Consider the following 24,726-nt stretch of genomic DNA (forward strand, 5'->3'; position numbering starts at 1 on the left):
CCGCGGCGTATGGGCCCCTGCTTCCGCAGGGGCGACAACGAATCGTGGCTAGCGCTTGCGATCGGCGCCGCAGACCGCGCCCTTGGCGACCAGCGCCTCGATCTCGCCCCTGGAATAGCCGAACTCGCCCAGCACCTCCGACGTGTGCTGGCTGAATTTCGGCGGCGTCCGGCGCAGGCTCGGCTTGGTCCGCTCGAGCCGGATCGGGGAGGCGACGCCCTTGTACCAGTCCTTCTCAATGATATCGCCGCGATGCAGCGTATGCGGATTGGTCAGCGCCTGGTCGATCTTCTGCACCGGCCCTGCGGGCAGTCCGGCCGCCAGCAGGCGATTGCAGAGCGGTTCGGCCTCATGCTGGCTGAACACGGCGGCCAGTTCGGCGCGTAGCGCGTCGCGGTTGGCGATGCGGTCCTTGTTGCGGGCAAAGCGCGGATCGGTGCCGAGTTCAGGCTTGCCGATTTCCTTGGCCAGCTTTCGGAAGGTGCCATCATTGCCGACGCCGATGAAGATGTTGTCGGTCTTGGTCGGGAAGATCGCGTAGGGCACGAGGTTGGGATGCTCATTGCCGGTCAGCCCCGGCGGCTTGCCATGCATGAAATAATTCGCGGTATGCGGATGCATGATCGCCAGGCCGGTTTCGTACAATGTGGTTTCGAGAAACTGACCAAGCCCCGAACGCTGCCGCTCCGACAGCGCCATCAGGATGCCGATCGCCGCGTAGAGACCGGTGGTGATGTCGACCAGGGGGACGCCGATCCGCATCGGGCCGCTCTCGGGCGAGCCGGTGGCCGCGATCATGCCGGTCATGGCCTGGATGATCGCGTCATAGCCGGGATTGCCGCCGCGCGGGCCGTCGGCGCCGAAGCCGGAAATCCGGCAATGCACGAGTTTTGGAAATTTCGCGCGCAGCACGTCGTTGCCGATGCCCCATTTGTCGAGCGTGCCCGGCTTGAAATTCTCAATCAGGACGTCGGCGGTCTCCAGCATCTTCAGCAGCACCGCGCGGCCGCCTTCGGAGGCGAGGTCGAGGCCGATCGAGCGCTTGTTGCGGTTGATGCCGACGAAATAGGCCGCATCCTCCTGGTGGAACGGAGGGCCCCAGTCGCGCACCTCGTCGCCGGCCGGCGGTTCGACCTTGATGACGTCGGCGCCGTGGTCGGCGAGGATCTGCGTGCAATAGGGGCCGCCGAGCACGCGCGTCAGATCGATCACGCGCAGGCCGGTCATCGCGCCGGGAGCGGCTACAGAACTCATGGACAAGAACCTTCGCTCAAGAAGAAAATCGAAGTCTTGAGCTAGCGGTCTTCAGGCGCTGCGGCAATGGCGTCTCGCGCACAGGCGCATGACGCCACCGCCGTAGCAAAGCTGCAAAAAATTCCGCGGGGTGAACGGCCCGCCAGCGATCGCGAGCGGGCCGCCCGAATCCCGTCGTCAGACGACGGTCAGGCGGACATCGATGTTGCCGCGGGTGGCGTTGGAATACGGGCACACCTGATGCGCCTTCGCCACCAGCGCTTCCGCATCCGCCTTGGCAACGCCGGGCAGCGAGACGGCGAGTTCGACATCGAGGCCAAAGCCGCCGGCCGCACGCGGGCCGATGCCGACGGTGGAAGTCACCGAGGCGTCCGCAGGCACCTTCGGGCCGCCCTGGGAAGCTACGAATTTCATCGCGCCGATGAAGCAGGCGGCATAGCCGGCCGCAAACAGCTGCTCGGGATTGTTGCCGGCGCCACCGCCCCCGCCGAGTTCTTTCGGGGTGGCAAGCTTGACGTCGAGCGCGCCGTCGAGGGTTTGCGCGGTGCCATCGCGGCCGCCGGTGGCCTTGGCGCTGGTCTTGTAGAGCACGTTCACGGACATGTCGGTCTCCCCTGGGTTGCCGTTTCGGTGAGAAGTATATTGCACACAATTAGATTGTGCGCAATATAAATTCTTGCAAGCGGCGCGATTTAATTGTATGCAATTGAAATCAAGCGCTTAGCTCCCCAAATCAGTGCCCGGGCACTGCCCGTTAGCGAGGTCGTGATGGCCAGGAAATCTGCAGCGGACTTTCCGCTCCGGCTCGATAATCAAATTTGCTTCGCGGTGTATTCCACCGCGCACGCGTTCAACCGTGTCTACAAGCCGTTGCTCGACAAACTCGGCCTGACCTACCCGCAATATCTCGTCATGCTGGTGCTGTGGGAGCGCGACGGCGTGCCGGTCAAGCACATCGGCGAACGGCTGCTGCTGGATTCCGGCACGCTGACGCCGCTGCTCAAACGGCTGGAGGCAGCCGAACTGGTCAGGCGCACGCGCAGCACCGAGGACGAGCGGCAGGTGCTGATCGCGCTGACGCCAAAGGGCGAGGCGCTGCGGGAAAAGGCCCGTGCCGTGCCGCAATCGATCCTGGCGGCGTCGGCCTGCTCGGTCGGCGAACTCGTGGCGACGAAGAACGAGATCGTCGCGTTGCGCGATCGGTTAAACGCGGTGTTGGGGGTGTAGGGGGCTTCGCCCTGTGGGCTACGCCGCGGCAGCCTTCGCTCGCTTCGCTATGACAGGGGCACGGTCTGGCCTGCCCAGCCGAAGCTCGCGAAGCGAGCGAAGGCTGGTGGAGCCAGGCGGGATCGAACCGCCGACCTCTTGCATGCCATGCAAGCGCTCTCCCAGCTGAGCTATGGCCCCTTCACAGTCAAGGCACGGTCTCTTGGACCATGCTTCCCGCAAGCCTTGGGCGACTTGCGGGGGAGACCCAGAACACAGTTCTGGGCCGATCTCAAGTCTCTTCGTCACCTCCGACATCACCGATGATGTCGGTGACGTCCTCATCGCCTTCTTCCTCGTCGGGAATGAAGGTGGAATCGTCGTCGTCATCGCCCTCGATGGTCTCGTCGATCTCGATGTCGTCTTCCGATTCGGGAACCACGGCCTTGACCTTGCCGGTATTCTCTTCGGCGTCAGCCTCCTCGAGCGAGACCAACTCTTCGGCCTCGGCGGCCTCCGGCATGTCGGCAGCGGCGGTGGCCGAAGCGGCGGCTGCGGCGCGTGCGGCATCGCCACGGGCGGCCCGCGGCGGGGCAATCGGCGCAATCGGCACGACCTCGCCAGTGTAGGGCGAGATCACCGGGCTCTTGTTAAGGTCATAGAATTTCTTACCCGTCGTCGGGCAAATGCGCTTGGTTCCGAGATCGGATTTGGCCACGTGTGGATCCTGGGAAATTCTGAAAAACGGTGCTTCACTTGGCTAGTTAAAGGGCTGGTGTCAATAGCGCTTTGAAGCATTCGAAGGCCGCGTGACGCCGGTTGACCCATGTGATACTGCCGCCCCCGCAGAGGACCGCAATCTTGACCGATTCAACCACCCAAACCCCGCTGGAATCACGCGCAAGCGGCCCTTTGAGCGGCAAAGTCCGCGTTCCCGGCGACAAGTCGATTTCGCACCGCGCCCTCATCCTGGGGGCGCTTTCGGTCGGAGAAACCCGGATTTCCGGCCTGCTGGAGGGCGAAGATGTCCTCAATACCGCCAAATCGATGCAGGCGCTGGGCGCCAGGGTCAAGCGGACGGGGCCATTTGCCTGGCAGGTCGCCGGCGTAGGCGTGGCGGGCTTCGCCCAGCCGGCCGCCCCGCTCGATTTCGGCAATTCCGGTACCGGGTGCCGGTTGGTGATGGGGGCGGTCGCCGGCTGCCCGATCACGGCCGTGTTCGACGGCGACGCCTCGCTGCGGTCCCGCCCGATGCGCCGGATCCTCGATCCCCTGGAATTGATGGGGGCCAAAGCCGGTGAGAGCAAGGAAGGCGGCCGCCTGCCGCTGACGCTGCACGGCGCCCGCGATCCCGTCCCGATTCGGTACCGGACCCCCGTGGCTTCGGCCCAGATCAAGTCGGCAGTGCTGCTGGCAGGGCTCGCCGCGCCGGGCGTCACGACCGTCATCGAACAGGAAGCCAGCCGCGATCACACCGAACTGATGCTGAAACATTTCGGCGCGGAAATCGTCTCCGTCAATGAAGGCAGCCATGGCCGCAAGATCGCGCTGACGGGCCAGCCCGAGCTGCATGGCGCCGAGGTCGTGGTGCCTGCCGATCCGTCCTCGGCCGCATTCCCGATCGTGGCGGCGCTGATCGTCGATGGTTCCGACGTGACCTTCTCCGACGTCATGACCAATCCGCTGCGCACCGGGCTGTTCACGACGCTGCGCGAGATGGGCGCTTCGATCGAGGAAAGCGAAGTCCGCGGCGATGCCGGCGAGCCGATGGCCCGCTTGCGCGTGCGCGCGTCGAAACTGCGCGGCGTCGAGGTGCCGCCGGAGCGCGCGCCCTCGATGATCGACGAATATCTGGTGCTGGCGGTCGCAGCCTCCTTCGCCGAAGGCACCACCATCATGCGCGGCCTGCAGGAATTGCGCGTCAAGGAATCCGACCGGCTGGAAGCCACCGCCGCCATGCTGCGCGTCAACGGCGTCAAGGTCGAGGTCGCGGGCGACGATCTGATCGTCGAGGGCCGCGGCCACGTGCCCGGCGGCGGCCTCGTCGCCACCCACATGGATCACCGCATCGCGATGTCCGCGCTGGTGATGGGCTTGGCCGCCGACAAGCCGGTCAAGGTCGACGACACGGCTTTCATTGCCACCAGCTTTCCTGATTTTATCCCGATGATGCGCGGGCTCGGGGCGGAGTTTTCGTGAGGAAGGCGCGATGAGTGCAGGCTTTGACCGCGACGCGCTCCTCGATGCCTTCGACAGGATTGGCCGTTCGGCGGCGCAGGCGAATCGCACGGGAGCGGCCGATGCGCCCAAGTACCCTCGCTGAGGCGGTTGAAACGATTCAGGCCGGTTCGCCGCGGGACGCCGTCTTGGCCGAATTCGTCGATACTTTTGATTTGGCGAAAACCGACCAGGATCGCTACGCGTCTATCGAGCGCGAACCGAGATTGACGGGCGACAGCCGGCTTGACGCTCTCGTGGGCGCAATCGCCGACTATCTGGCAAAGCAGCGCCGGTTGGGGCACGTTCCACACTGGGTCTGTGATCCCGCACGCCGTCTGGATCGCCCCTGGTTTACGGCGGCAAACCCTTCGGACGCCATGCGCGAGTTCTTGACCTTCAGTAGTCCCGGCGAATTTGCATCGCGCAACATTTTCACCGAAGAACGGCCGCTGCGCCGCGCGCGCAGCCCGTATCCATCTGAGCAATAGGACATCATGATCATCGCCATCGACGGGCCAGCGGCTTCCGGCAAGGGTACGCTCGGCAAACGCCTCGCCCATCATTACGGCTATCGCCACCTCGACACCGGCGTGATCTATCGCGCGGTCGCGAAAGCGCTGCTGGATGAGGGGTTTGACCTCACCGACGAGGCGCGGGCGGTGGCGGCGGCGATGGAGCTCGATCCCGAAAGCTTCGGCCATCCCGAGTTGAAGACGCAGCGCATCGGCGATGCCGCCTCTGTCGTGTCGGCAATACCCAGCGTGCGCGAGGCGCTGGTCAATTTTCAGCGCCAGTTTGCGGCCGATCCGCCGGGCGCCGTGCTCGATGGGCGCGACATCGGAACCGTGATCTGCCCGAATGCCGATGTGAAGATCTTCGTCGTGGCCGACCCGCAGGTGCGAGCCCGCCGCCGGACGCTGGAAGCGCTGGCGCGTGGCGAAGCTGCCGACGAGGCGATGGTGCTGGCCGACATTCTCAAGCGTGATGAACGGGACAAGAACCGCGCTGCAGCCCCTCTGAAGGCGGCTGCGGACGCCCATATCCTCGACAATTCAAATCTCGACATCGAAGGTTGTGTGCGCGCCGCCATTGCGATCGTCGAGGCGGTCCGCGCCGGGCGGGGAAGTTCTCGGTAGCCTGCGTCGATCCGCGCTAGAGCATGATCCGGAAAAGTGGGTACCGGTTTTCCGAAAAGATCATGCTCAAATCAAAGAGGTAGAGCGGGATGACGATTCGAAGAAAAGTCATCACGCTCTAGCTGGCTCCTGAGCAAAATCTCCGATCAGTTCTTCGAGCGCTCGCGGTTGAACGGCAATTGCTGTTCGGCCATCATGACGGGCTTCGACTTGGCGGCGGCAATCGCCTTGTCGGTCGCAAAGGCGCCCGGCTTGCCGGCAACGGCCGTGGCGACGGTAAAGACGGCGATGGCGGTCAGAGCGATCAGGCTCTTCATGGTGGCACCCCTGTTTTGGACGGTGCCATCGTGTGGGGCGGCCCTTAAGGTCGGGTTCCATCTCGTCTGGGGTTGCGGAGCTTTCGCGTCGTGCGGTCAACAAGGCGTTGAAAGCGCAGCCCCTTGGTTAGCGCCCGTCAGCCTTAATGGCCCGTAAATTAGGCATTTCCGGCTTGCTGAAAATGGCCCTTGGGGCTATATCCACGCGGATCCGGGCCGCCATCGATAAGATCAGGGCTGTCCGAGCGGGCCGGCGGGAGGTTTGAACCCCCGCTGTCATTGGAGGAAAGCCCGCTCCAGGTTCTTGAAGTCGATACGCTCGTTTCAGGCTCCGGATAAATCAAACGTACCGAACGTGCAGGCATGCTGCCGGCCCGCTTTTGCGCCTCGCGCAAATAGCGGTCGTTGGGATTTGCGGACCCCGACACTTCACGCGCGATACGCCCTTTAACCCGAGTGGCCGGCAATACCGCATCTGGAGAACATATGGCTTCGACTGCTGCTTCTTATAATCCTACCCGAGACGATTTCGCTGCAATGCTGGACGAGTCCTTCGCCGGCGGCAATCTGCAGGAAAGCTCTGTCATCAAGGGCAAGGTAGTTGCAATTGAAAAGGACATGGCCGTCATCGACGTCGGCCTGAAGACCGAAGGCCGCGTGGCGCTGCGCGAATTCGCCGGCCCCGGCCGCGAAAGCGATCTCAAGGTTGGCGACGAGGTCGAGGTGTTCCTCGACAGAATCGAGAATGCGCTCGGCGAAGCCGTGCTGTCGCGCGACAAGGCGCGCCGCGAGGAAAGCTGGGGCAAGCTCGAGAAGGCCTTCAACAACAACGAGAAGGTTCACGGCGTCATCTTCAACCAGGTCAAGGGCGGCTTCACGGTCGACCTCGACGGTGCTGTGGCCTTCCTGCCGCGCTCGCAGGTCGATATCCGCCCGATCCGCGACGTCGCGCCGCTGATGAACAACTCGCAGCCGTTCCAGATTCTGAAGATGGATCGCCGCCGCGGCAACATCGTGGTGTCGCGCCGCACGGTTCTCGAAGAGACCCGCGCCGAGCAGCGCCAGGAACTGGTGCAGAACCTCGAAGAGGGTCAGGTGATCGACGGCGTGGTCAAGAACATCACCGATTACGGTGCGTTCGTTGATCTCGGCGGCATCGACGGCCTGCTCCACGTCACCGATATCGCCTGGAGGCGGGTCAATCACCCGACCGAAGTGCTCACCATCGGCCAGACCGTGAAGGTCAAGATCATCAAGATCAACCACGAGACCCACCGCATTTCGCTCGGCATGAAGCAGTTGCTGGATGATCCGTGGCAGGGCATCGAGGCCAAGTATCCGCTCAACGCGCGCTTCACCGGCCGCGTCACCAACATCACCGACTACGGCGCGTTCGTCGAACTGGAGCCGGGCATCGAAGGCCTGATCCACGTCTCGGAAATGTCGTGGACCAAGAAGAACATGCACCCCGGCAAGATCGTTTCGACCTCGCAGGAAGTCGAAGTGCAGGTCTTGGAAGTCGATTCGGTCAAGCGCCGCATCTCGCTCGGTCTCAAGCAGACCATGCGTAACCCCTGGGAAGTCTTCGTCGAGAAGTTCCCGGTCGGCTCGACCGTCGAAGGCGAGGTCAAGAACAAGACCGAATTCGGTCTGTTCCTCGGTCTCGACGGCGACGTCGACGGCATGGTGCATCTGTCCGACCTCGACTGGAAGCTTCCGGGCGAGCAGGTCATCGACAACTTCAAGAAGGGCGACATGGTCAAGGCCGTGGTGCTCGACGTCGATGTCGAAAAGGAGCGCATCTCGCTCGGCGTCAAGCAGCTCGAAGGCGATCCCTTCGCAGAACCTGGCGACGTCAAGAAGGGCGCGGTCGTGACCTGCGAAGTGCTCGAAGTGAAGGAAGCCGGCATCGAGGTGAAGATCTCGGGCACCGACTTCACCACCTTCATCAAGCGCTCCGAGCTTGCCCGTGACCGCAACGATCAGCGCGCCGAACGGTTCGCCGTCGGCGAGAAGGTCGATGCCCGCGTGATCCAGTTCGACAAGAAGGCCCGCAAGGTGCAGGTCTCGATCAAGGCGCTGGAAGTCGCCGAAGAGAAGGAAGCCATCGCGCAGTACGGCTCCTCCGATTCGGGAGCGACGCTGGGCGATATTCTCGGCACCGCGCTGAAGAACCGCGACAAGTAAGCGCTTAGCTTATCTGTCTGCGACATCAGGCCCCGGTTTCGACCGGGGCCTTTTTCGTTCTTCCTTCTCCCCTTGTGGGAGAAGGTGCCTTGCCGAAGGCAAGGCGGATGAGGGGTTCTCTCCGCGGAGACAGACCCCTCATCCGTCGCGGACTTCGCATAGCCGATGCAAAGCATCGGCGTTCCTACTAAAGGACGGCGGCCGGAGGCCGCCTATGGCCACCTTCTCCCACAAGGGGAGAAGGGAAACAGGGGGTCTTGTTTTCTTCATATTGCATCGCAATTGATGTAATCAGATAACGCTTGGCTCACGCTGCGGATGCAAAACGCGCTGATTATTTCAGGAGAAATTCGATGTCGCTCGATTCGGACGTGATCGTCGATCGCCGCAAGATCCGCCGCAAGCTGACCTTCTGGCGCGTCGCGGCCGGCCTGGTTGCGATCGCGGCGATCGTCACCGTCGGCGCGATCGCGACAAGGAGCGGGCCGGCCGCGCTGACGGCATCGGGATCGATCGCGCGGGTCAACATCGAAGGGCTGATCCGCAGCGACCAGCAGCGGGTCGAGGCGCTGGAGCGGCTGGAGAAAACGAGTCATGCCGCCGTCATCGTGCACATCAATTCGCCTGGCGGCACCACGGCCGGCTCCGAGCAGCTCTATGACTCCCTGGTGCGGCTGAAGGCCAAGAAGCCGCTCGTGGTGGTGGTCGAGGGACTGGCCGCGTCGGGCGGTTACATCACGGCGATGGCCGCCGATCATATCGTCGCCCGCCAGAGCTCGCTGGTCGGCTCGATCGGCGTGCTGTTCCAGTTTCCGAATTTCACCGAGCTGATGAAGACCGTCGGCGTCAAGGTCGAGGAGGTGAAATCCTCGCCGCTGAAGGCCGCGCCCAACGGTTTCGAGCCGACCAGCCCTGAGGCGCGCGCCGCGCTCGACGCGCTGGTGAAGGATTCCTATGCCTGGTTCCGCGGCCTGGTGAAGGAGCGGCGCGGCATGGACGAAGCGCTGCTTGAAAAGGTCGCGGACGGGCGGGTCTTCACCGGCCGTCAGGCGGTCGAACTGAAGCTGGTCGATCAGCTCGGCGATGAAAAAGCAGCTGTTGCCTGGCTGGTTTCCGAAAAGAAGGTCAAGAGCGACCTGCCGGTGCGCGATTACAAGCTTAATCCGCAATTCGGGGACCTGACGTTCCTCCGCGCGGCGGCTTCCATCGCGTTCGATGCGCTCGGCTTGAGTTCCATCGCGCGCCAGATCGAGCAGGCCGGCGTCGCCCAGGCGGTAGATCAGCTCGCACTCGACGGCATGTTGGCGCTGTGGCGCCCCGCGGCCGCCAATTGAACCGCACCGGCTGCGCTTCGTCATATTCTCCCGCACTGCGGGCGCCGTCACAAACCTCCTCCGGGGTGCCTGTCGCGCCATTTCGCGTTGCCCAAAAGTGATTTAGCGTCTTGACAGTGCAAGGCATTTTCACGGAAATGGATGTCCGTACGATCCCGGACCCCAACCTCGATGATCAAATCCGAACTTGTTCAGCGCATCGCCGAGCACAACCCGCACCTCTATCAGCGGGATGTGGAGAACATTGTGAACGCGATCCTCGATGAGATCGTTGCAGCGCTGGCGCGCGGCGACCGTGTCGAGCTGCGCGGTTTCGGTGCTTTCTCGGTCAAACATCGCCCGGCGCGCGCAGGCCGCAATCCACGCACCGGCGCGCATGTGCCGGTCGACCAGAAGAGCGTCCCGTTCTTCAAGACCGGCAAGGAAATGCGCGAGCGGCTCAACCGCGACGACGGCTCGCCCGAGGCCGGCGCGTAATCATAGCGTTTTCAAGCGAAGTGGACCCGGTTCGCGTAAAGAAAACGCGTCAAATAATAGACTCTACGGGTTCGACTGGATGTAGCCGTGTTGCGGGGCTTGAGCCCCGCCTTTCTCCATCACTACGCGAGAGATGGTCATGCGAAAGTTCTTCACGGCGCTGGTCGTCATTCCCTTAGGGCTGATCTTCATTGTCTTTGCGGTCGCCAACCGCCATTTCGTGACCGTGTCGTTCGATCCCTTCAATTCGGCCGATCCGGCGATCAAGGTGTCGATGCCGCTGTTCGCCGTGATCATTGTGGTGGCCATTCTGGGGGTGGCGGCGGGCGGCATGGCGACCTGGTTCCGCCAGCGCCACTGGCGCCGCGCGGCGCGCCAGCATGAGGCGGACGCCCGCCGGGCAAGGGCGGAGACGGCCGATCTGCGGGCTGCGGCGGCGGTTTCCCGGGCCGATCAGCAGCGGCTTCCGGCGCCGTCCCAGTACGGGATCTATGGGGCCACAGGGCGAGACAAGCAGGGCGCGACGTTGTAGAACCCGCCCCGTCAGCCCTGTTCCAGTCGGTTACGGGGCTCGAAAATCCGCGCCCGAGATACCATGTCCCTGCTCGTCAAAATTTGCGGCCTGTCCACGCGTGAGACGCTCGACGCAGCGATTGAGGCGGGCGCCGACATGGTGGGATTCGTGTTCTTCTCCCCGTCGCCGCGCCATCTGAGTCTCGAGACCGGGCGGGAACTTGGCCGGCAGGCGAAGGGCCGCGCGGCCAAGGTGGCGCTGACTGTCGATGCCGACGACGCGACGCTTGAAAACATCGTCGAGACGCTGCAGCCGGATCTGCTGCAACTGCATGGCAGGGAAACCATCGCGCGGGTGCGCGACATCAAGGCGAAGTTCGCACTTCCGGTCATGAAGGTAATTGCGGTCGAGACGTCGGCCGATCTCGCCGTGCTGCCGGGCCATGCCAGCGTGGCCGACCGCATCCTGTTTGATGCCCGCGCGCCCAAGGGCGCCACCCGCCCCGGCGGATTGGGGGCCGTGTTCGACTGGCACGTTTTGGAAAAGCTCGACCTCCAATTGCCCTTCATGGTCTCGGGCGGGCTTGACGCCAGCAATGTCACGGAGGCGATCCGCGTCACCCGGGCCGGCGGCGTCGATGTGTCCTCCGGCGTCGAGAGTGCGCCCGGTGTCAAGGATCCCGAGATGATCCGCCATTTCATTCGCGCCGCGCGCGCCACCGAAGAATTGATGGTCCGATGAATCCAAACCTGCCCAATTCATTCCGCACCGGCCCCGACGAGCGCGGGCATTTCGGTATTTTCGGCGGACGCTTCGTCGCCGAGACGCTGATGCCGCTGATCCTCGATCTGGAAAAGGCCTATGCCGACGCCAAGGCTGATCCGGCGTTCCAGGCGGAGATGAACGGCTACCTCAAGAACTATGTCGGCCGGCCGTCGCCGCTTTATTTCGCCGAGCGACTGACCGAGCATCTCGGCGGTGCAAAAATCTATTTCAAGCGCGAGGAGCTCAACCACACCGGCTCGCACAAGGTCAACAACGTGCTCGGCCAGATCATGGTCGCGCGCCGCATGGGCAAGAAGCGCATCATCGCCGAGACCGGCGCCGGCCAGCACGGCGTCGCCACCGCGACGCTGTGCGCGCGGTTCGGGCTCGAATGCGTGGTCTATATGGGCGCGGTCGACGTCGAGCGGCAGCAGCCCAATGTGATCCGCATGGAAATGCTGGGCGCCAAGGTGGTTCCCGTTCAGTCCGGCGCGCGTACCCTGAAGGACGCGATGAACGACGCGCTGCGCGACTGGGTCACCAACGTGCACAACACGTTCTACTGCATCGGCACGGTGGCGGGGCCGCATCCCTATCCGATGATGGTGCGCGACTTTCAATCCGTGATCGGGGACGAGACGCGCAAGCAGATGCAGGAGGCCGAGGGCCGCCTGCCGGATTCGCTGGTTGCCTGCATCGGCGGCGGCTCCAATGCGATGGGCCTGTTTCATCCGTTCCTCGACGATCCCTCCGTCGAGATTTTCGGTGTCGAGGCTGCCGGCCACGGGCTGACACAGCTCCACGCCGCATCGATCGCCGGCGGCCGTCCCGGCGTGCTGCACGGCAACCGCACCTATCTATTGATGGACGAGGACGGCCAGATCCAGGACGCGCATTCGATCTCGGCGGGGCTGGATTATCCCGGCATCGGCCCGGAGCATTCCTGGCTGCACGAAACCGGCCGGGTCAATTATCTCTCCGCGACCGACGAGGAAGCGCTCGCGGCGTTTCAGTTGCTGACGCGGCTTGAAGGCATTCCGCCGGCACTGGAGCCGGCGCACGCGATCGCCAAGGTGATGGAGCTCGCGCCAAAACGTCCGCGAGATCACCTGATGGTTGTCAATCTTTCCGGCCGCGGCGACAAGGACATTCCGCAGATCACGGAAATTCTGAAGGGCAGGAAGAAGTGACCACCCGCATCGATGCAAGATTTGCCGAACTCGCCAAACAGGGCCGCTCGGCGTTCGTCACCTTCCTGATGGCCGGCGATCCGGACCCTGCGACGTCGCTCGACATCATCAAGGCGCTGCCGACGGCCGGCGCCGACGTCATCGAGATCGGCATGCCCTTCACCGATCCGATGGCCGACGGGCCGTCGATCCAGGCCGCGGGCCTGCGCGCGCTGAAGGCCGGCATGACCCTGAAGAAGACGCTGGAGATGGTCCGCGGCTTCCGCAAGGACGACGACACCACGCCGCTGGTCCTGATGGGCTACTACAATCCGATCTACATCTACGGCGTCGATAAGTTCCTCAGCGATGCGAAAGCAGCCGGCGTCGACGGCTTGATCATCGTCGACCTGCCGCCGGAGGAAGACACCGAATTGTGCCTGCCGGCGATGAAGGCGGGGCTCAACTTCATCCGCCTGGCGACGCCGACCACCGACGACAAGCGCCTGCCCGCGGTGCTCGCGAACACGTCGGGCTTTGTCTATTACGTCTCCATCACCGGGATCACCGGCAGCGCCAGCGCGGACTCCAATGTGGTCGCTCAAGCCGTCGCCCGCATCAAGCGGCATACCAAATTGCCGGTTTGCGTCGGCTTCGGCATCCGGACCCCGGATGCGGCACGGGCAATCGCGGAGAATGCCAATGGCGCCGTGGTCGGCACCGCGCTGGTCGATGCGCTCCGCGGCAGCCTGGATGCCGAGGGCCGGGCGACGCCCAGGACGGTCGGTGCCGTTGCCGATCTGGTGTCCGCCCTGGCGCAGGGCGTGCGGGGAGCAAAACAGGCTGCGGAATAAGCCACAATTGCGTGGAATAGGCGGGGGCATGATCCGGAAAAGTGGAGACCGGTTTTCCGAGAGATCATGCCCAAAACTAAGAAGTCGCGGCTTGTTGGGTTCAGCCCGGGCCGCCATATATTCCAGTTAATGCGTCCAACCGCATTTCGGAGCGAACCATGAATTGGCTCACCAATGTCGTCCGGCCGAAAATCCGCAACATCCTGCGCCGCGAGACGCCGGAGAATCTGTGGATCAAGTGCCCGGATTCCGGGCAACTCGTATTCTACAAGGACGTCGAGGCCAACCAGTTCGTCATTCCCGGCTCGAACTACCACATGCGCATGGGCGCGGCGGCGCGGCTGAAGTCGATCTTCGACAACGAGACCTGGTACGACATTGCGCTGCCCGAAGTGACGCCCGATCCGCTGAAGTTTCGCGATGAGCGCAAATATGTCGACCGCATCAAGGATGCCCGCGCCAAGACCGGGCTGAACGATGCGATCAAGGTCGGCTACGGCAAGTTAGAGGGCGCCGGCGTCGTCATCGCGGTGCAGGATTTCGATTTCATGGGCGGCTCGCTCGGCATGGCTGCGGGTGAGGCGATCGTGCGCGGGCTCGAACTTGCGGTCGAGAAGAAGTCGCCGTTCATCATGTTTGCGGCCTCGGGCGGCGCGCGGATGCAGGAAGGCATTCTGTCGCTGATGCAGATGCCGCGCACCACCGTCGGCGTGCAGATGCTGCGGGAAGCGAAGCTGCCCTACATCGTGGTGCTGACCAATCCGACCACCGGCGGCGTCACCGCGTCCTACGCCATGCTGGGCGACGTGCAGATCGCCGAGCCCGGCGCTCTGATCGGTTTTGCCGGCGCGCGTGTGATCGAGCAGACCATCCGCGAGAAACTGCCGGAAGGATTCCAGCGCGCCGAATATCTGCTCGACCACGGCATGGTCGACATGGTGGTGCATCGCCACGAGATGCGTCCGACGCTGGCGCGGCTGTGTCGGCTCTTGACCAAATCCCCGGCGCTCGACGTCGCTTCGAAGCCTTCGCCGCAGGTCACGGACCCAGCGCAGATCGTCTCGGCGCCGGAAGCCGTACCGGCTGCGCCGCACGCGTGAGCCTGCCTGCCGCCAAACCCCGGCCGCTCGGTGAGTTGATCGCGCGGCTGTCCGCCTTGCATCCGAAGCGCGTCGATCTCAGCCTCGATCGCGTACACCGCCTGCTGGCGCGGCTCGACCACCCGGAAGCCACGTTGCCGCCGGTGATCCATATCGCGGGCACCAACGGCAAGGGCTCCACCATCGCCTATCTGCGCGCGATCCTCGAGGCCGCAGGCCTGCGCGTGCACGTCTACACCTCTCCCTATTTGGTCAGGATCAACGAATGCTTCCGCATCGGCGAGAAGGGCGGCGGCCGGTTGGCCAGCGATGCCGAGTTGCGCCGGGTGCTGGAGCACTGCGAAAAGGTCAATGCGGGCGAGCCGATCACGATTTTCGAGATGGAGACCGCGGCGGCATTTTGCCTGTTCGCGGAGCATGAGGCCGATGTCGTGCTGCTGGAAACCGGCCTTGGCGGGCGGCTCGACGCCACCAACGTCATCGAGCGGCCGATCGCAACGGTCATCACGCCCGTCAGCATGGATCACACGGAATTTCTCGGCAGCACGCTGACCGCGATCGCCGGCGAAAAGGCCGCCATCATCAAGCGCGGCGCGCCGGTGATTTGCGCCGAGCAGGCGCCGGAGGCGATGTCGGTGATCGAGGCGCAGGGAAAGCGCATGCGCGCACCGATGCACGCGGCCGGACAGCAATGGCATGTTGGCGTCGAGCGCGGGCGGCTGGTCTATCAGGACGAGCGCGGCCTGATGGATCTTGCGGCGCCAAAGCTGTTCGGGCGGCATCAGTTCGACAATGCAGGCCTTGCCATCGCAACGTTGCGGGCGATCGAAACATTCAAAATCGGGATGGGCGCATTCGAGGCCGGCATCGTCAATGCCGAATGGCCGGCGCGGATGCAGCGGCTGGTCGCAGGTGCACTGGTCGATCAGGGGCCGAAGGGGTGCGAGATCTGGCTCGACGGCGCGCACAATGCGGAAGGCGGCCGCGTCACGGCTGCGGCGCTCGGCGATCTCGAAGAGCGGGTGTCGCGGCCGCTGGTGGTGATCGCGGGCATGATGGCGAACAAGGATGCGGGCGCGTTCCTCGCCAATTTCGCCGGCCTGACGCGCCACATCGTGGCGGTGCCGATTCCCGGCCGCGACAACGCGATGCCGCCGGACTGGCTGGCGGATGCGGCGCGCGCGCTCGGCATGCGCGTGGAAAATGCTGCAAGCGTCGAAGCCGCGCTACATGCGCTGTCGCGCCTCGCCTACGAAGTGCCGCCCCGCATCCTGATTACCGGTTCGCTCTATCTCGCTGGCCATGTGCTTGCGATCAATGGCACGCCGCCGGGATAGCGAAGAAAATTGGTCCGAAGAAAATTAAATGGCCGCTGAAATTGCTTCCAGCGGCCGCCCGGGAGAAATAATTGATTGCTTATGAATTCTCCAGCCCCGGTCTTGTAAAGACTAGCCAAGACGCCTGCGAACTGCGAGTCGGAACCCGGGTTCCATCGTAGGACCAAAGGAGGATGTTGCGGGGCGGCCTCACCCAAATGAGGTAGATCGCCATAGCATCGTTCTTGCAGGGTGTATGACGTCGCTTCTCGAAAGCTGGAATTGAGAAATTAACATGCGCTTTGCCGCGATTGCCGATGTGCACGGAAACTATCTCGCGCTGGAAGCCGTGCTGGCCGACATCCGCGCGCAGGGCGTTGGCGAGATCGTCAATCTCGGCGACATGGCGAGCGGCCCGCTCGACGCGCGGCGAACCATGGACGCACTGATGGCGCTCGATGCCGTTCACGTCCTTGGCAATCATGATCGCTGGCTGATCGACCGGCCGGTCGAGAAGATGGGATCATGGGATCGGCCGGCCCACGCGCAACTCGCCACCGAGCATCTCGATTGGCTGCGCACGGTGCCATCAACGCGGATATTTCGCGACCAGGTGTTTCTCTGTCACGCTACGCCTGCCGACGATAACGTCTACTGGCTCGAGACAGTGATGCCTGATGGCTCGGTCAGGATGTCGCCGCTGGAGGCGATCGAGAAAGAGGCGGAGGGAATTTCGCAGTCGCTGATTCTGTGTGCCCATACCCATATCGCGCGCGCGGTCAGACTCGGCGACGGACGCCTGGTGGTCAATCCCGGTAGCGTCGGCGTTCCTGGCTTTTCTTACAACGTTCCGTTCCCGCATCTGATTGAAGCCGGCACGCCTGATGCGCGCTACGCGATTCTGGAATTCGCCGATGCATCCTGGCGCGTAACCTTCCGCCATGTGCCCTACGATCACGATGCGATGGCAGCATTGGCGCGACGGAACGGCGACGCTGAGTTTGCATCCGCGCTTTCGACGGGGTGGATCCGTTGAAAAATTCGTAGATCCGGATGGAGCCAACGGGGCTGCGAGATCATCCGCCACAAAAACAAACGGCCGGCGATTCGCCGGCCGCTTCATCACAATGATCGATTGAAGCCCGATCAGACCGCAGCCGTGATCCACTGCTGCAGCTTTGCCTTCGGCGCGGCGCCGACCTGACGGGAGGCCATTTCGCCGCCCTTGAAGATCATCAGGGTCGGGATCGACATCACGCCGTATTTCGAGGCCGTCTTCGGGCTCTCGTCGACATTCAGCTTCACGATCTTGACCTTGTCGCCCATGGCGCCGGAAATCTCGTCGAGTGCGGGAGCAATCATGCGGCAGGGGCCGCACCATTCGGCCCAGAAATCGACGACCACCGGCCCGGTCGCCTTGAGCACTTCGGCTTCGAAATCGGCGTCAGAAACCTTGCCAACGGCCATGGGAATTACCTCGTTCAGTTAGGAATTAAGGGGCGCGGGATGAGAATCGCGCCCGGGATGATAGGGTCAAACCTATGAACGCGATCCTGCCGGGTCAAGCACAGGTCACGCCGAGATGATGGATGCCAGCTCGGCCTCCAGCGCGGGGGCCGAAATCTCCATTAATTCAGCGCTTTCGGTCCAAAGCAGCGCCGCGCGAACCACCCGCTGGGGATAAAGCTTGCCGAGCACCGCCCGGTACAGCGCGAGCTGGCGGACATAGCCCCTCGGGGCCTCTTCGGGCCGGCTGGGCGGGGCATGGTTGGTCTTGAAATCGACGATCAGGACCTCGCTGTCGGTGACGACGAGGCGGTCGATCTGTCCGGATACCAGCGCTGGCCGGCCGCCCGGCCGCTCCAGCCGCCCGACGATCGAGACCTCGGCGCGGCTGCCGGGGGCGAACACCGGCGCGAAACGTCCATCTGCGATCAAGGCCAGCGTGCTTTCGGCAAGCCGCTGCCGTTCCTCCTCGATCCAGCCGTCGGCATTGCGGGCCAGATAGGCCAGCGCGGCCTCGCGGCGGCGCTCCGCGGCAATATCGGGCATCGATTGCAGGAGCCGGTGCACCAGCGTGCCGCGTTGCAGGGCGCGGGCGCGCTGGGTGAGCGATTCGGCCGTCCGTACCGGATGGCGCTCGTTGTCTGCGGGGTCCGAGGGCCGCAACAGGCTTTCCGGGGAGACCTCAGGCTGGGCCGGGGTCAGCAGCCAGTTGGGCAGCGCCATCGGCGCCGGCTGTGGCGGCGCCGCAGCGGGAGCGGCCGACGCCGCGACCTCCTCAGGGCGCGCATAGCGCTTCACCCGGCCTATGGCGGTCTCGATCTCCTGAAGCTGCAAGGTAGAACCGGCGAGTCCTTTGGTGATCAGATCGTACCAGGACAGCGGGCGGACGGTTTTCATGTTGCCGGGCATGCAGCCGCCGACGATCAGGCGGTCCGCGGCGCGCGTCATCGCGACATAGAGCAGGCGGCGGTATTCATCCTCGGTATCTTCGATCATCGCCGCGCGCGCCGCGACGACGGCGGGGGGATCCTCGGCCTTGCGGCCGGCCCAGACCACGACACCGGGCGCATGCGGATCGGCATTGCCCTGCGGCAAATTGATGAGTTTCAGCCGCTGCGTATCCGAGGGCGAGGTCGTGGTGTCCACCAGGAACACGACGGAAGCTTCCAGGCCCTTGGCGCCATGTACCGTCATGACGCGGACCTCATCGCGCGAGATTTCCATGTCGCGCTTCACTTCGAGATCGGCCGTGCGCAGCCACGCCAAAAAACCCTGCAACGAGGCCGGCGCCTTGCGTTCATAGTTCAGCGCCAGCTCCAGAAACTCATCCAGCGCGTCGTTCGCCTCGTGCCCGAGCCGGCGCAGGATTCGCGCGCGGCCGCCGTCGCCGCCGAGCAGCCAGGCATAGAACCCAAACGGCGTTTCGCTGGCGAAACGGCGCTCGCACTGCTCGAGCCGCCACAGCGCATCCCGCAGCCGGCCATCGGCCGAAGCGCGCTCCGCCAGCGCCGCGCGCAACGATCCCTTGCGCTGCCAGGCGATCTTGAACAGGTCGTCATCGCCAAGCCCAAACAGCGGGCTCTTCAGCGCCACCGCCAGCGCCAGGTCGTCCTGCGGCAGCAACAGCGCGTCAGCCAGGTTCATCAGGTCGATGATCGCGATGTGCTCGGTCAGCTTGAGGCGATCGGCGCCAGCGACCGGAATGCCGGCATGCTTGAGCGCCTGGATCACGGCATCGAACGCGTTGCCGCGCCGCCGTACCAGCACCAGCATGTCGCCATAGCGCAGCGGCCGACGGTCGCCTTTGCTGCCGGTTGTTACACCGCTGCCGACCAGTGCCTTGATCTCGGCCTGAATGCGCCGGGCAAGCTTCACTTCCGGGCTGGTCGCGGCGACGCCGTCGAACGGCGCACGCCAGCCTTCGATGTCCTGCCGATCGTCCGCTTCCGCAAGTTCCCAGAGATCGATCTGGCTGGGACCTGCGTCGGCCAGCGCATGATGAATCGGATTTCCGATATCGACCGCATGAATGCTGCGAAAAATATCCTGCTCGCGAAACACCTGGTCGACCGCATGCAGGATCGCCGGTCCCGACCGGAACGAATAGGTAAACGACACCGGATCGAACTTCAGTCCGGCGCCCTCGAACTTCCTCTGTAAGGCCCGGCGGCGGAGGTCGAATTCGCGGGGCGCTGCGCCCTGAAACGAAAAGATCGACTGCTTCTCGTCGCCGACCGCGAACACCGTTCGCACCACACCTTCGCGCGCGCCTGCGCCCGAGGTGAATTCGGAGATGATGTGCGCAACGATGTCCCATTGCCGGGGGCTGGTATCCTGCGCCTCGTCGATCAATACATGATCGACACCGCGGTCGAGCTTGTAATGCACCCAGCCCGAGGAGACGCGGTCGAGCATCTCCAACGTCTTGTCGATCAGATCGTCATAGTCGAGCAGGCCGCGTTCCTGCTTCTCGCGGCGATAATTGGCCGCCGCAGCGGTTGCGATATGAAGCAGCGCCTCGGTGCGGTCGCGCGCCACCACGGCGCGGCGGCGTTCGATCAGGGGTGCGAGGCGGTCAATTTCCGAATCAAACAGTCGACCAATAGCAGGATTCTTCTTTACGAAGCTGCTGGTAACGACCGTCGCTCGCGGCGTTCGCTCATCCGTAAGAAACACCCCGAGATACTCGTCGACCTGCGCAGCTCCAGCAAACGCTAGCGCCCCACGAAGGCGGTCGGCCTGTTTTTGATCGGCTTTGCTACTTGTATCCAGAACCAGGGCGATGTCCTGCCATCGTGATCGCGGCAGGTTGGGTCCGTCGACGATGTCACGCTCGACATCCTCGATCCGGTCGCTGGGGCCGACGCCGAGCGCTGCGGAGATCTGCGCGGCAGCGGTATGCGCGCTGCCGGCCGCATCTGTCCAGGCCATGAAATGATCGCGGCTGAGACAGGCCTCGCGTACCACGTCCTTGAAGGTAACGTCGGCGGCGCTCGCCATCGCCGTCATCAGCGCGCGGCCCGTCGCGCTGTCGGGGTTGCGCGACGCCTCGAGGAAAACGCCGAGATTGGCGCGCTCCATCATCTCGTTCTGGTCGCGGTCGTCGAGCACGGCAAACCGCGCCGGGACATTGGCCTCGAACGGGAATTGCTGCAGCAGCCGCGTGCACAGCGCGTGGATGGTCTGCACCTTCAGCCCGCCCGGCGTTTCCAGCGCGCAGGCGAACAGCTTTCGCGCCGACTTCCGCAGGCGTGCGCCGGGATTGGGAATGCCGGCCTCGCGGATCGCCGCGTCCAGCGCGTCGTCGTCGAGCGTCACCCAATGGCCGAGGGTGGTGAACACCCGCTCCGCCATGTTGGCGGCGGCAGCTTTTGTAAACGTGATGCAGAGGATCTTTTCCGGGGCCACGTCGTCGAGCAGCAGCCGGATCACCCGCTGCACCAGCACATGGGTTTTGCCTGATCCTGCATTCGCCGAAACGAACGCGGACGCCACCGGATCGGACGCGCGCGCCTGCGTGGCGCGGACGGCGTCGGGAATGATGCGGACAGCCCTCACCATTCCTCGATCCCCAGTCCGCCGGCCGCCGACCATTCCTTGATGCGGGCGAGATCGTCATAGGCGCCGTAGCGGTTCGACCACATCGACAGGTTCAGCGAGGTGTAGGCGGTCTCCTCGTTCTCGAATTTCCGGATCAGCGCTTCAAGCTGTTCAAGAGCGTAGTCGGCCGCTTCGTCCGGCCGCTGCGGCGTATCGTTGTTCCTGATTTTCAGCTCCAGCGACCGCTGCTCGCCGGGCGGATTGTTGCCGCTGAGCCTGACATAGACGAGCTCGCCGACGGATGACCCTGCGTGGATATTCTCAAAGCCGCCTTCGCGCAGGATCGCGGCCTCCAGCGTCAATTGCGGCGAGAGGCCCATGCGCACCTGCTTTCCGGTCGGCGGCTGCCCCGTCTTGTAGTCGAGGATCGCAAAGCTGCCGTCACCGTGCTGCTCGATCCGGTCGGCGCGCGCCGACAGCGTGAAGATGCGTTCATTGTCGAGCGGAATCTTGATCTCGCCCCTGATCTCGGCGGCAATTTTTTCAATCGCGCCGCGCCGCGCCAGCTCCCAATCCGCAAACCATGCGGCGATGCGCTGAAACCGCGGCCACCACAGCGCCCGCGCCTCGGGACGCTCCATCAGCGGCGCAAAGTATTTTTCACCGATACCGCGCAGCACCAGCGCGGGCTGTGGGGGAAGAGCATCGGCGAATTCTTGCGTGAATTCGCCGAGCGCGTCATGGATCGCGGAGCCGCGATCGGCCGCCGACAGCGGCATGTCGACGGGATCGAGCGGATCGAGCCGCAAAATATACTTCGCGTAGATCGTATAGGGATCGCGCAGCCAGTCCTCGATCGCCGTGACCGATAGTTTTAGCGGCCGCGTCGCGACCGGCGGCTTCGGCGCGGGCTGTTCGATCGGTTCGACCGTGTCGGGCTGGTCCAGTTCGGCGGCGAAGCGGACGTAATTTTCACCAGTACTTTTGGCCGCATCCCAGCGTGCTTCGCCGGCAACGGCCTCCAGGCGGTGCAGAAAGCGCGAGGCGACAGCCGGCGCGCCGCCGACCTTGGCCGAATGAGTCAGGATCACGTCGTCCGTTCCCAGCAATTGCGCAAAATCGTGCGCGGAGAGACCGATGCGCCGCTCCGGCAGATCGAGGCCGAGTTCATGGCGCATCGGCCGGCTCAGCCAGGGATCAACCCGCGGCGCCGGCGGCCATACGCCTTCGACCAGCCCGCCAAGAATGACGCGGTCGGTTTCGGTGAGCCGCGCTTCGAGCTGGCCGTAGATGTGCAGTTGTGCGTTGGCCTGCTCCGGCCGCCGCACCATGCGATCGGCATAGGCGGTCTGGAACACATCGGGATAGTCGCCAAGCTGGACCATCAGGCCGCTCGGCTTTTGCTCGGCGAGCAAGTCGTCGAACGCGGCTGACAGCGCCGAGCCTTGCGCTTCCTCGAAGGCAACGGCAACGCCGTTTTGATCCAAGGATAGCGCGATCAGCGCTTCGCGATGGCGTAGCGCCAGCTCGGCGAAATCGAACGGTTTTGACGAGCCCATGATTTCCAGCGGCGCCAGCGCCTTCTGCAACGCCGCGATCAGCGCCTGCGCCTGGTCGAGTTCGCCGTCCTTCAATTTAGCGCGCGGTTCGGAGACGTGAAGCGATGAGGTCTCATGGCTCCTGAGTTTCCTGAGCTCGACGCGGAAACGATCGAAGTCGCGCGCCAAGCCGGCCGTTCCCGCCTGCGGCCGGGTGCCGCGCAGCAGCGCCAGTTCGAGGGTCTCGATCGCGTGCCTGAACGCGCCGGATGCCTGGCCGAGCCGAAACAACGGATGTTTCAGCAGCGCGAGCAAGGTCGGCGGCTCCAGCCCCTTGCTGGCGGCTTCCGCGGCGAGGCGGGCAAAAATGCCGCTTGGCGTATCCATCAGCGCGTCGCCGCCGGAATCGTCGAATTCGAGATTCCAGCGCCTCAGCGCCGCCATCACCCGCCGCGCCAGCGCGCGATCCGGCGTCACCAGCGCCGCCGATTTGTTCAGATGCCGCGCCTCCCGCATCGCCACCGCGATCGCCAGCGCCTCCATCTCCGAATTCGGCGCCTCGACGACGGCAAGCTTCATCATGCCGCCTGCAATCCTTGCCGAAACATCCGGCTGAGCCAGACGGTCATGCCACTGTTCGGTCGCACTCGACGGCCGCATCGTCTCGGACACCAGTACGTCGCGTCCCTGCTGTGCCGGCGTACCCAGGATTTCGACGTCGCTTCGCTTGATGCCGAAGCGATCCAGCAAGCCGTGCATCGCGAATTGCGGATGGTTCGAGGAAGGTTGCGTGGTGAATTTACCCTGCGCGTCCCTGACGCCGCCGATCGTCTGCCAGGCCTCCTCGTCGAGATCGGTGTCGAGCCCCGGCAGCACCACGGCGCCCAGCTTCAGGCCGGCCACGGCGTTGAGGAATTTCGCGGTTGCCGGCATCGAACCGGTCGAGCCGGCTGCAATCACCGGCCCCTCGTGATGCGCGGTGAGGCGCGCGGCTTCCGCCTCGATCAGGCGGTCGCGCCGTTCGGCGGGTTCGATCCTGCCGATTTCCCTCAGATGTTCCGGCCACGCCTTGCGCGCGATGCGCAGGAATTCGAGCGAGTGCTGCCAGTATTTGTCGAACTGGTCGGGCACCAGTTTGTCGAGGGCTTCCCAGGCGACGCCGCGTGTCACCATGTCGTCCATCAGCCGCGCCAGGTCGCCGGCCAGCGCCAGTGTCGAGGCTGGGCCGCCGACCACGAGCGGCGCCGACACCGGGCTTTTCGCCCATGCCGCAACCAGATGGGCCAACGTCAGCCGGCGCTCCAATTCACCGAGCCTCGGCGGAATGTCGAGCGGCGCCACGCCGCTGAATTGTTCCGAGCCTTCCGCAAACGCCAGCTCGTCCTCGTCGATGTCGCCGAGCGCCACGATGCGCGGCAGGATCGCCGCGTCCGTCTTCAATTCATCGAGAAAGATCTCCCGCGCCAGCCTTCCTGCGCGCCGGGTCGGCAAATAGAGCGTCGCCGTTGCCAGATTGAGCGGGTTGCTGCGCGCCTCGAATCCCTCGACAAGACGGCCGTCGACCAGCGCCGCGATGACGGTGCGCAGGAACGGCACGGAGAGGGGAACGCTGAAAACGCGCATGGGCTTCCTGATTCGATCTCAGTCGCAATATAGGGAGGTAATCATGGAAGGTCATGTGGGTGAGGGCGGCGTCCCCGCTACCCACTGCCAAAGCAGGAGATCACGTTGGGCCGCGACAGATGGGCCAGCGTGGGCGCTAGTCGTAAGCTTCAGCTAACCTGAAGGGTTCGAAATGTCTGTTGGGCGTCTGGGGCTTCGAGGAGCCGTAGCGCTCTGGAAACTTCCGCTTTCGGGGCACCGCACACATGGCTTGAGCTGCTGTCGGATCGACCCGGTCGCGATTGACCCAACTGAGACATTGGCGCGGGGCTTCTGTCCCGCGTTTTGCGTTTAGGACCACGGCGGCTCTTCGCTCGCCCCGGCTGCCTCGTGGTGGATCGTGACACCCGCCGAACGCAACCCGGTCAGCAATACAGTTCTTACAGAGGCGGGATCAAATCCAATATCCTTGGCGTTTGGTGGATGTGCCTCGCTGTCCTTCAATCGGAGCGCCAAGTGCAATTGCTCGCAAAGGTGCTGAACGACGAGATTGACTTGATCGTCAGTCATGATCGGCTTCTCCTGACCATCTTGCTACCGAACTAGGTAGCACACATGAAAATTGGGCGGTACGCGATTGGACCGCCCCCAGGGATCAACCTCACGCGATTGCCCATGGGCGGGCCCCCAA

At 64.1% G+C, this 24,726-nt stretch carries 22 protein-coding genes and 1 tRNA gene; 14 read left to right on the plus strand and 9 right to left on the minus strand.

Annotation, left to right across the window (positions count from 1 at the left end; translation table 11 throughout):
- Nucleotides 1-48: 48 nt before the first annotated feature.
- Together V1293_RS24020 and V1293_RS24025 are read right to left on the minus strand one after the other, a co-directional pair.
- A complete protein-coding gene (locus tag V1293_RS24020) occupies nt 49-1,254 on the minus strand; it encodes a CaiB/BaiF CoA transferase family protein (RefSeq protein WP_334512779.1) in 1,206 nt (401 codons plus the stop codon).
- A gap of 177 nt (nt 1,255-1,431) precedes the next feature.
- Nucleotides 1,432-1,857, minus strand: coding sequence for an organic hydroperoxide resistance protein (locus V1293_RS24025; RefSeq protein ID WP_334512780.1), 426 nt, complete (start codon nt 1,855-1,857; stop codon nt 1,432-1,434).
- A 165-nt stretch (nt 1,858-2,022) separates the two neighbouring features.
- Here V1293_RS24025 and V1293_RS24030 point away from each other — a divergent pair, with 165 nt between their 5' ends.
- Nucleotides 2,023-2,481 carry a MarR family winged helix-turn-helix transcriptional regulator gene (locus V1293_RS24030; protein WP_334512782.1) on the plus strand — a complete coding sequence of 153 codons (459 nt, stop codon included), beginning with the start codon at nt 2,023-2,025 and terminating at the stop codon, nt 2,479-2,481.
- A gap of 104 nt (nt 2,482-2,585) precedes the next feature.
- On the opposite strand, the gene V1293_RS24035 is transcribed toward V1293_RS24030, so the two are convergent.
- Both V1293_RS24035 and V1293_RS24040 read right to left on the minus strand, forming a co-directional pair.
- Nucleotides 2,586-2,661 (minus strand) — tRNA-Ala (locus tag V1293_RS24035).
- A 91-nt stretch (nt 2,662-2,752) separates the two neighbouring features.
- The gene (locus tag V1293_RS24040; RefSeq protein ID WP_334512784.1) at nt 2,753-3,178 is read right to left on the minus strand and encodes a TIGR02300 family protein; all 426 of its coding nucleotides are present in this window, start codon (nt 3,176-3,178) and stop codon (nt 2,753-2,755) included.
- Nucleotides 3,179-3,321: 143 nt separating this feature from the next.
- On the opposite strand from V1293_RS24040, the gene aroA reads away from it, so the two are divergent.
- The 3 genes from aroA to cmk all read left to right on the plus strand — a co-directional run bounded on the left by aroA (nt 3,322) and on the right by cmk (nt 5,816).
- Entirely contained in the window at nt 3,322-4,659 is a 1,338-nt protein-coding gene (gene aroA / locus V1293_RS24045; RefSeq protein WP_334512786.1) for a 3-phosphoshikimate 1-carboxyvinyltransferase, read from the plus strand.
- 167 nt (nt 4,660-4,826) lie between these two features.
- Complete coding sequence (locus tag V1293_RS24050) at nt 4,827-5,168, plus strand: hypothetical protein (protein ID WP_334512788.1); 342 nt, start codon at nt 4,827-4,829, stop codon at nt 5,166-5,168.
- A 6-nt stretch (nt 5,169-5,174) separates the two neighbouring features.
- Complete coding sequence (gene cmk, locus V1293_RS24055) at nt 5,175-5,816, plus strand: (d)CMP kinase (protein WP_334512789.1); 642 nt, start codon at nt 5,175-5,177, stop codon at nt 5,814-5,816.
- 146 nt (nt 5,817-5,962) lie between these two features.
- Here cmk and V1293_RS24060 read toward each other — a convergent pair whose 3' ends face one another.
- A complete protein-coding gene (locus V1293_RS24060) occupies nt 5,963-6,133 on the minus strand; it encodes a hypothetical protein (RefSeq protein ID WP_334512790.1) in 171 nt (56 codons plus the stop codon).
- Nucleotides 6,134-6,589: 456 nt separating this feature from the next.
- Between V1293_RS24060 and rpsA the strand changes: the two genes are divergently transcribed.
- The 10 genes from rpsA to V1293_RS24110 all read left to right on the plus strand — a co-directional run bounded on the left by rpsA (nt 6,590) and on the right by V1293_RS24110 (nt 16,885).
- Nucleotides 6,590-8,320, plus strand: coding sequence for a 30S ribosomal protein S1 (rpsA, locus tag V1293_RS24065; RefSeq protein WP_108512700.1), 1,731 nt, complete (start codon nt 6,590-6,592; stop codon nt 8,318-8,320).
- A gap of 353 nt (nt 8,321-8,673) precedes the next feature.
- Nucleotides 8,674-9,654, plus strand: coding sequence for a signal peptide peptidase SppA (gene sppA / locus V1293_RS24070; RefSeq protein WP_334512792.1), 981 nt, complete (start codon nt 8,674-8,676; stop codon nt 9,652-9,654).
- Between the two features lie 171 nt (nt 9,655-9,825).
- Nucleotides 9,826-10,131, plus strand: a complete 306-nt coding sequence (locus V1293_RS24075) for an integration host factor subunit beta (RefSeq protein ID WP_247782179.1) — start codon at nt 9,826-9,828, stop codon at nt 10,129-10,131.
- Between the two features lie 139 nt (nt 10,132-10,270).
- Nucleotides 10,271-10,663: a LapA family protein gene (locus V1293_RS24080; RefSeq protein ID WP_334512795.1), complete on the plus strand. Its 393-nt coding sequence runs from the start codon at nt 10,271-10,273 to the stop codon at nt 10,661-10,663.
- A 63-nt stretch (nt 10,664-10,726) separates the two neighbouring features.
- Complete coding sequence (locus V1293_RS24085) at nt 10,727-11,386, plus strand: phosphoribosylanthranilate isomerase (RefSeq protein ID WP_334512796.1); 660 nt, start codon at nt 10,727-10,729, stop codon at nt 11,384-11,386.
- Entirely contained in the window at nt 11,383-12,600 is a 1,218-nt protein-coding gene (gene trpB / locus V1293_RS24090) for a tryptophan synthase subunit beta (RefSeq protein ID WP_334512797.1), read from the plus strand. Before V1293_RS24085 ends, trpB begins: the two co-directional genes overlap by 4 nt.
- Nucleotides 12,597-13,433, plus strand: coding sequence for a tryptophan synthase subunit alpha (trpA, locus tag V1293_RS24095; protein ID WP_334512798.1), 837 nt, complete (start codon nt 12,597-12,599; stop codon nt 13,431-13,433). Before trpB ends, trpA begins: the two co-directional genes overlap by 4 nt.
- A gap of 158 nt (nt 13,434-13,591) precedes the next feature.
- Complete coding sequence (accD, locus tag V1293_RS24100) at nt 13,592-14,533, plus strand: acetyl-CoA carboxylase, carboxyltransferase subunit beta (RefSeq protein WP_334512800.1); 942 nt, start codon at nt 13,592-13,594, stop codon at nt 14,531-14,533.
- A complete protein-coding gene (locus tag V1293_RS24105; protein WP_334512803.1) occupies nt 14,530-15,870 on the plus strand; it encodes a bifunctional folylpolyglutamate synthase/dihydrofolate synthase in 1,341 nt (446 codons plus the stop codon). Before accD ends, V1293_RS24105 begins: the two co-directional genes overlap by 4 nt.
- A 274-nt stretch (nt 15,871-16,144) precedes the next feature.
- Nucleotides 16,145-16,885, plus strand: a complete 741-nt coding sequence (locus V1293_RS24110; protein ID WP_334512805.1) for a metallophosphoesterase family protein — start codon at nt 16,145-16,147, stop codon at nt 16,883-16,885.
- A gap of 110 nt (nt 16,886-16,995) precedes the next feature.
- Here V1293_RS24110 and trxA read toward each other — a convergent pair whose 3' ends face one another.
- From trxA to V1293_RS24130, 4 genes are all read right to left on the minus strand, one after another.
- Nucleotides 16,996-17,316, minus strand: coding sequence for a thioredoxin (gene trxA, locus V1293_RS24115; protein WP_016847387.1), 321 nt, complete (start codon nt 17,314-17,316; stop codon nt 16,996-16,998).
- A 105-nt stretch (nt 17,317-17,421) separates the two neighbouring features.
- Nucleotides 17,422-20,916, minus strand: coding sequence for a double-strand break repair helicase AddA (gene addA, locus V1293_RS24120; protein WP_334512806.1), 3,495 nt, complete (start codon nt 20,914-20,916; stop codon nt 17,422-17,424).
- Nucleotides 20,910-24,056 (minus strand): double-strand break repair protein AddB, encoded by a 3,147-nt coding sequence (addB, locus tag V1293_RS24125; RefSeq protein ID WP_334512807.1) that lies wholly within the window; start codon nt 24,054-24,056, stop codon nt 20,910-20,912. Before addB ends, addA begins: the two co-directional genes overlap by 7 nt.
- Before the next feature lie 330 nt (nt 24,057-24,386).
- Nucleotides 24,387-24,605: a hypothetical protein gene (locus V1293_RS24130; protein WP_138836405.1), complete on the minus strand. Its 219-nt coding sequence runs from the start codon at nt 24,603-24,605 to the stop codon at nt 24,387-24,389.
- Nucleotides 24,606-24,726: the final 121 nt, after the last annotated feature.

It is taken from the genome of Bradyrhizobium sp. AZCC 1693 (assembly GCF_036924745.1).
GTDB lineage: Bacteria > Pseudomonadota > Alphaproteobacteria > Rhizobiales > Xanthobacteraceae > Bradyrhizobium.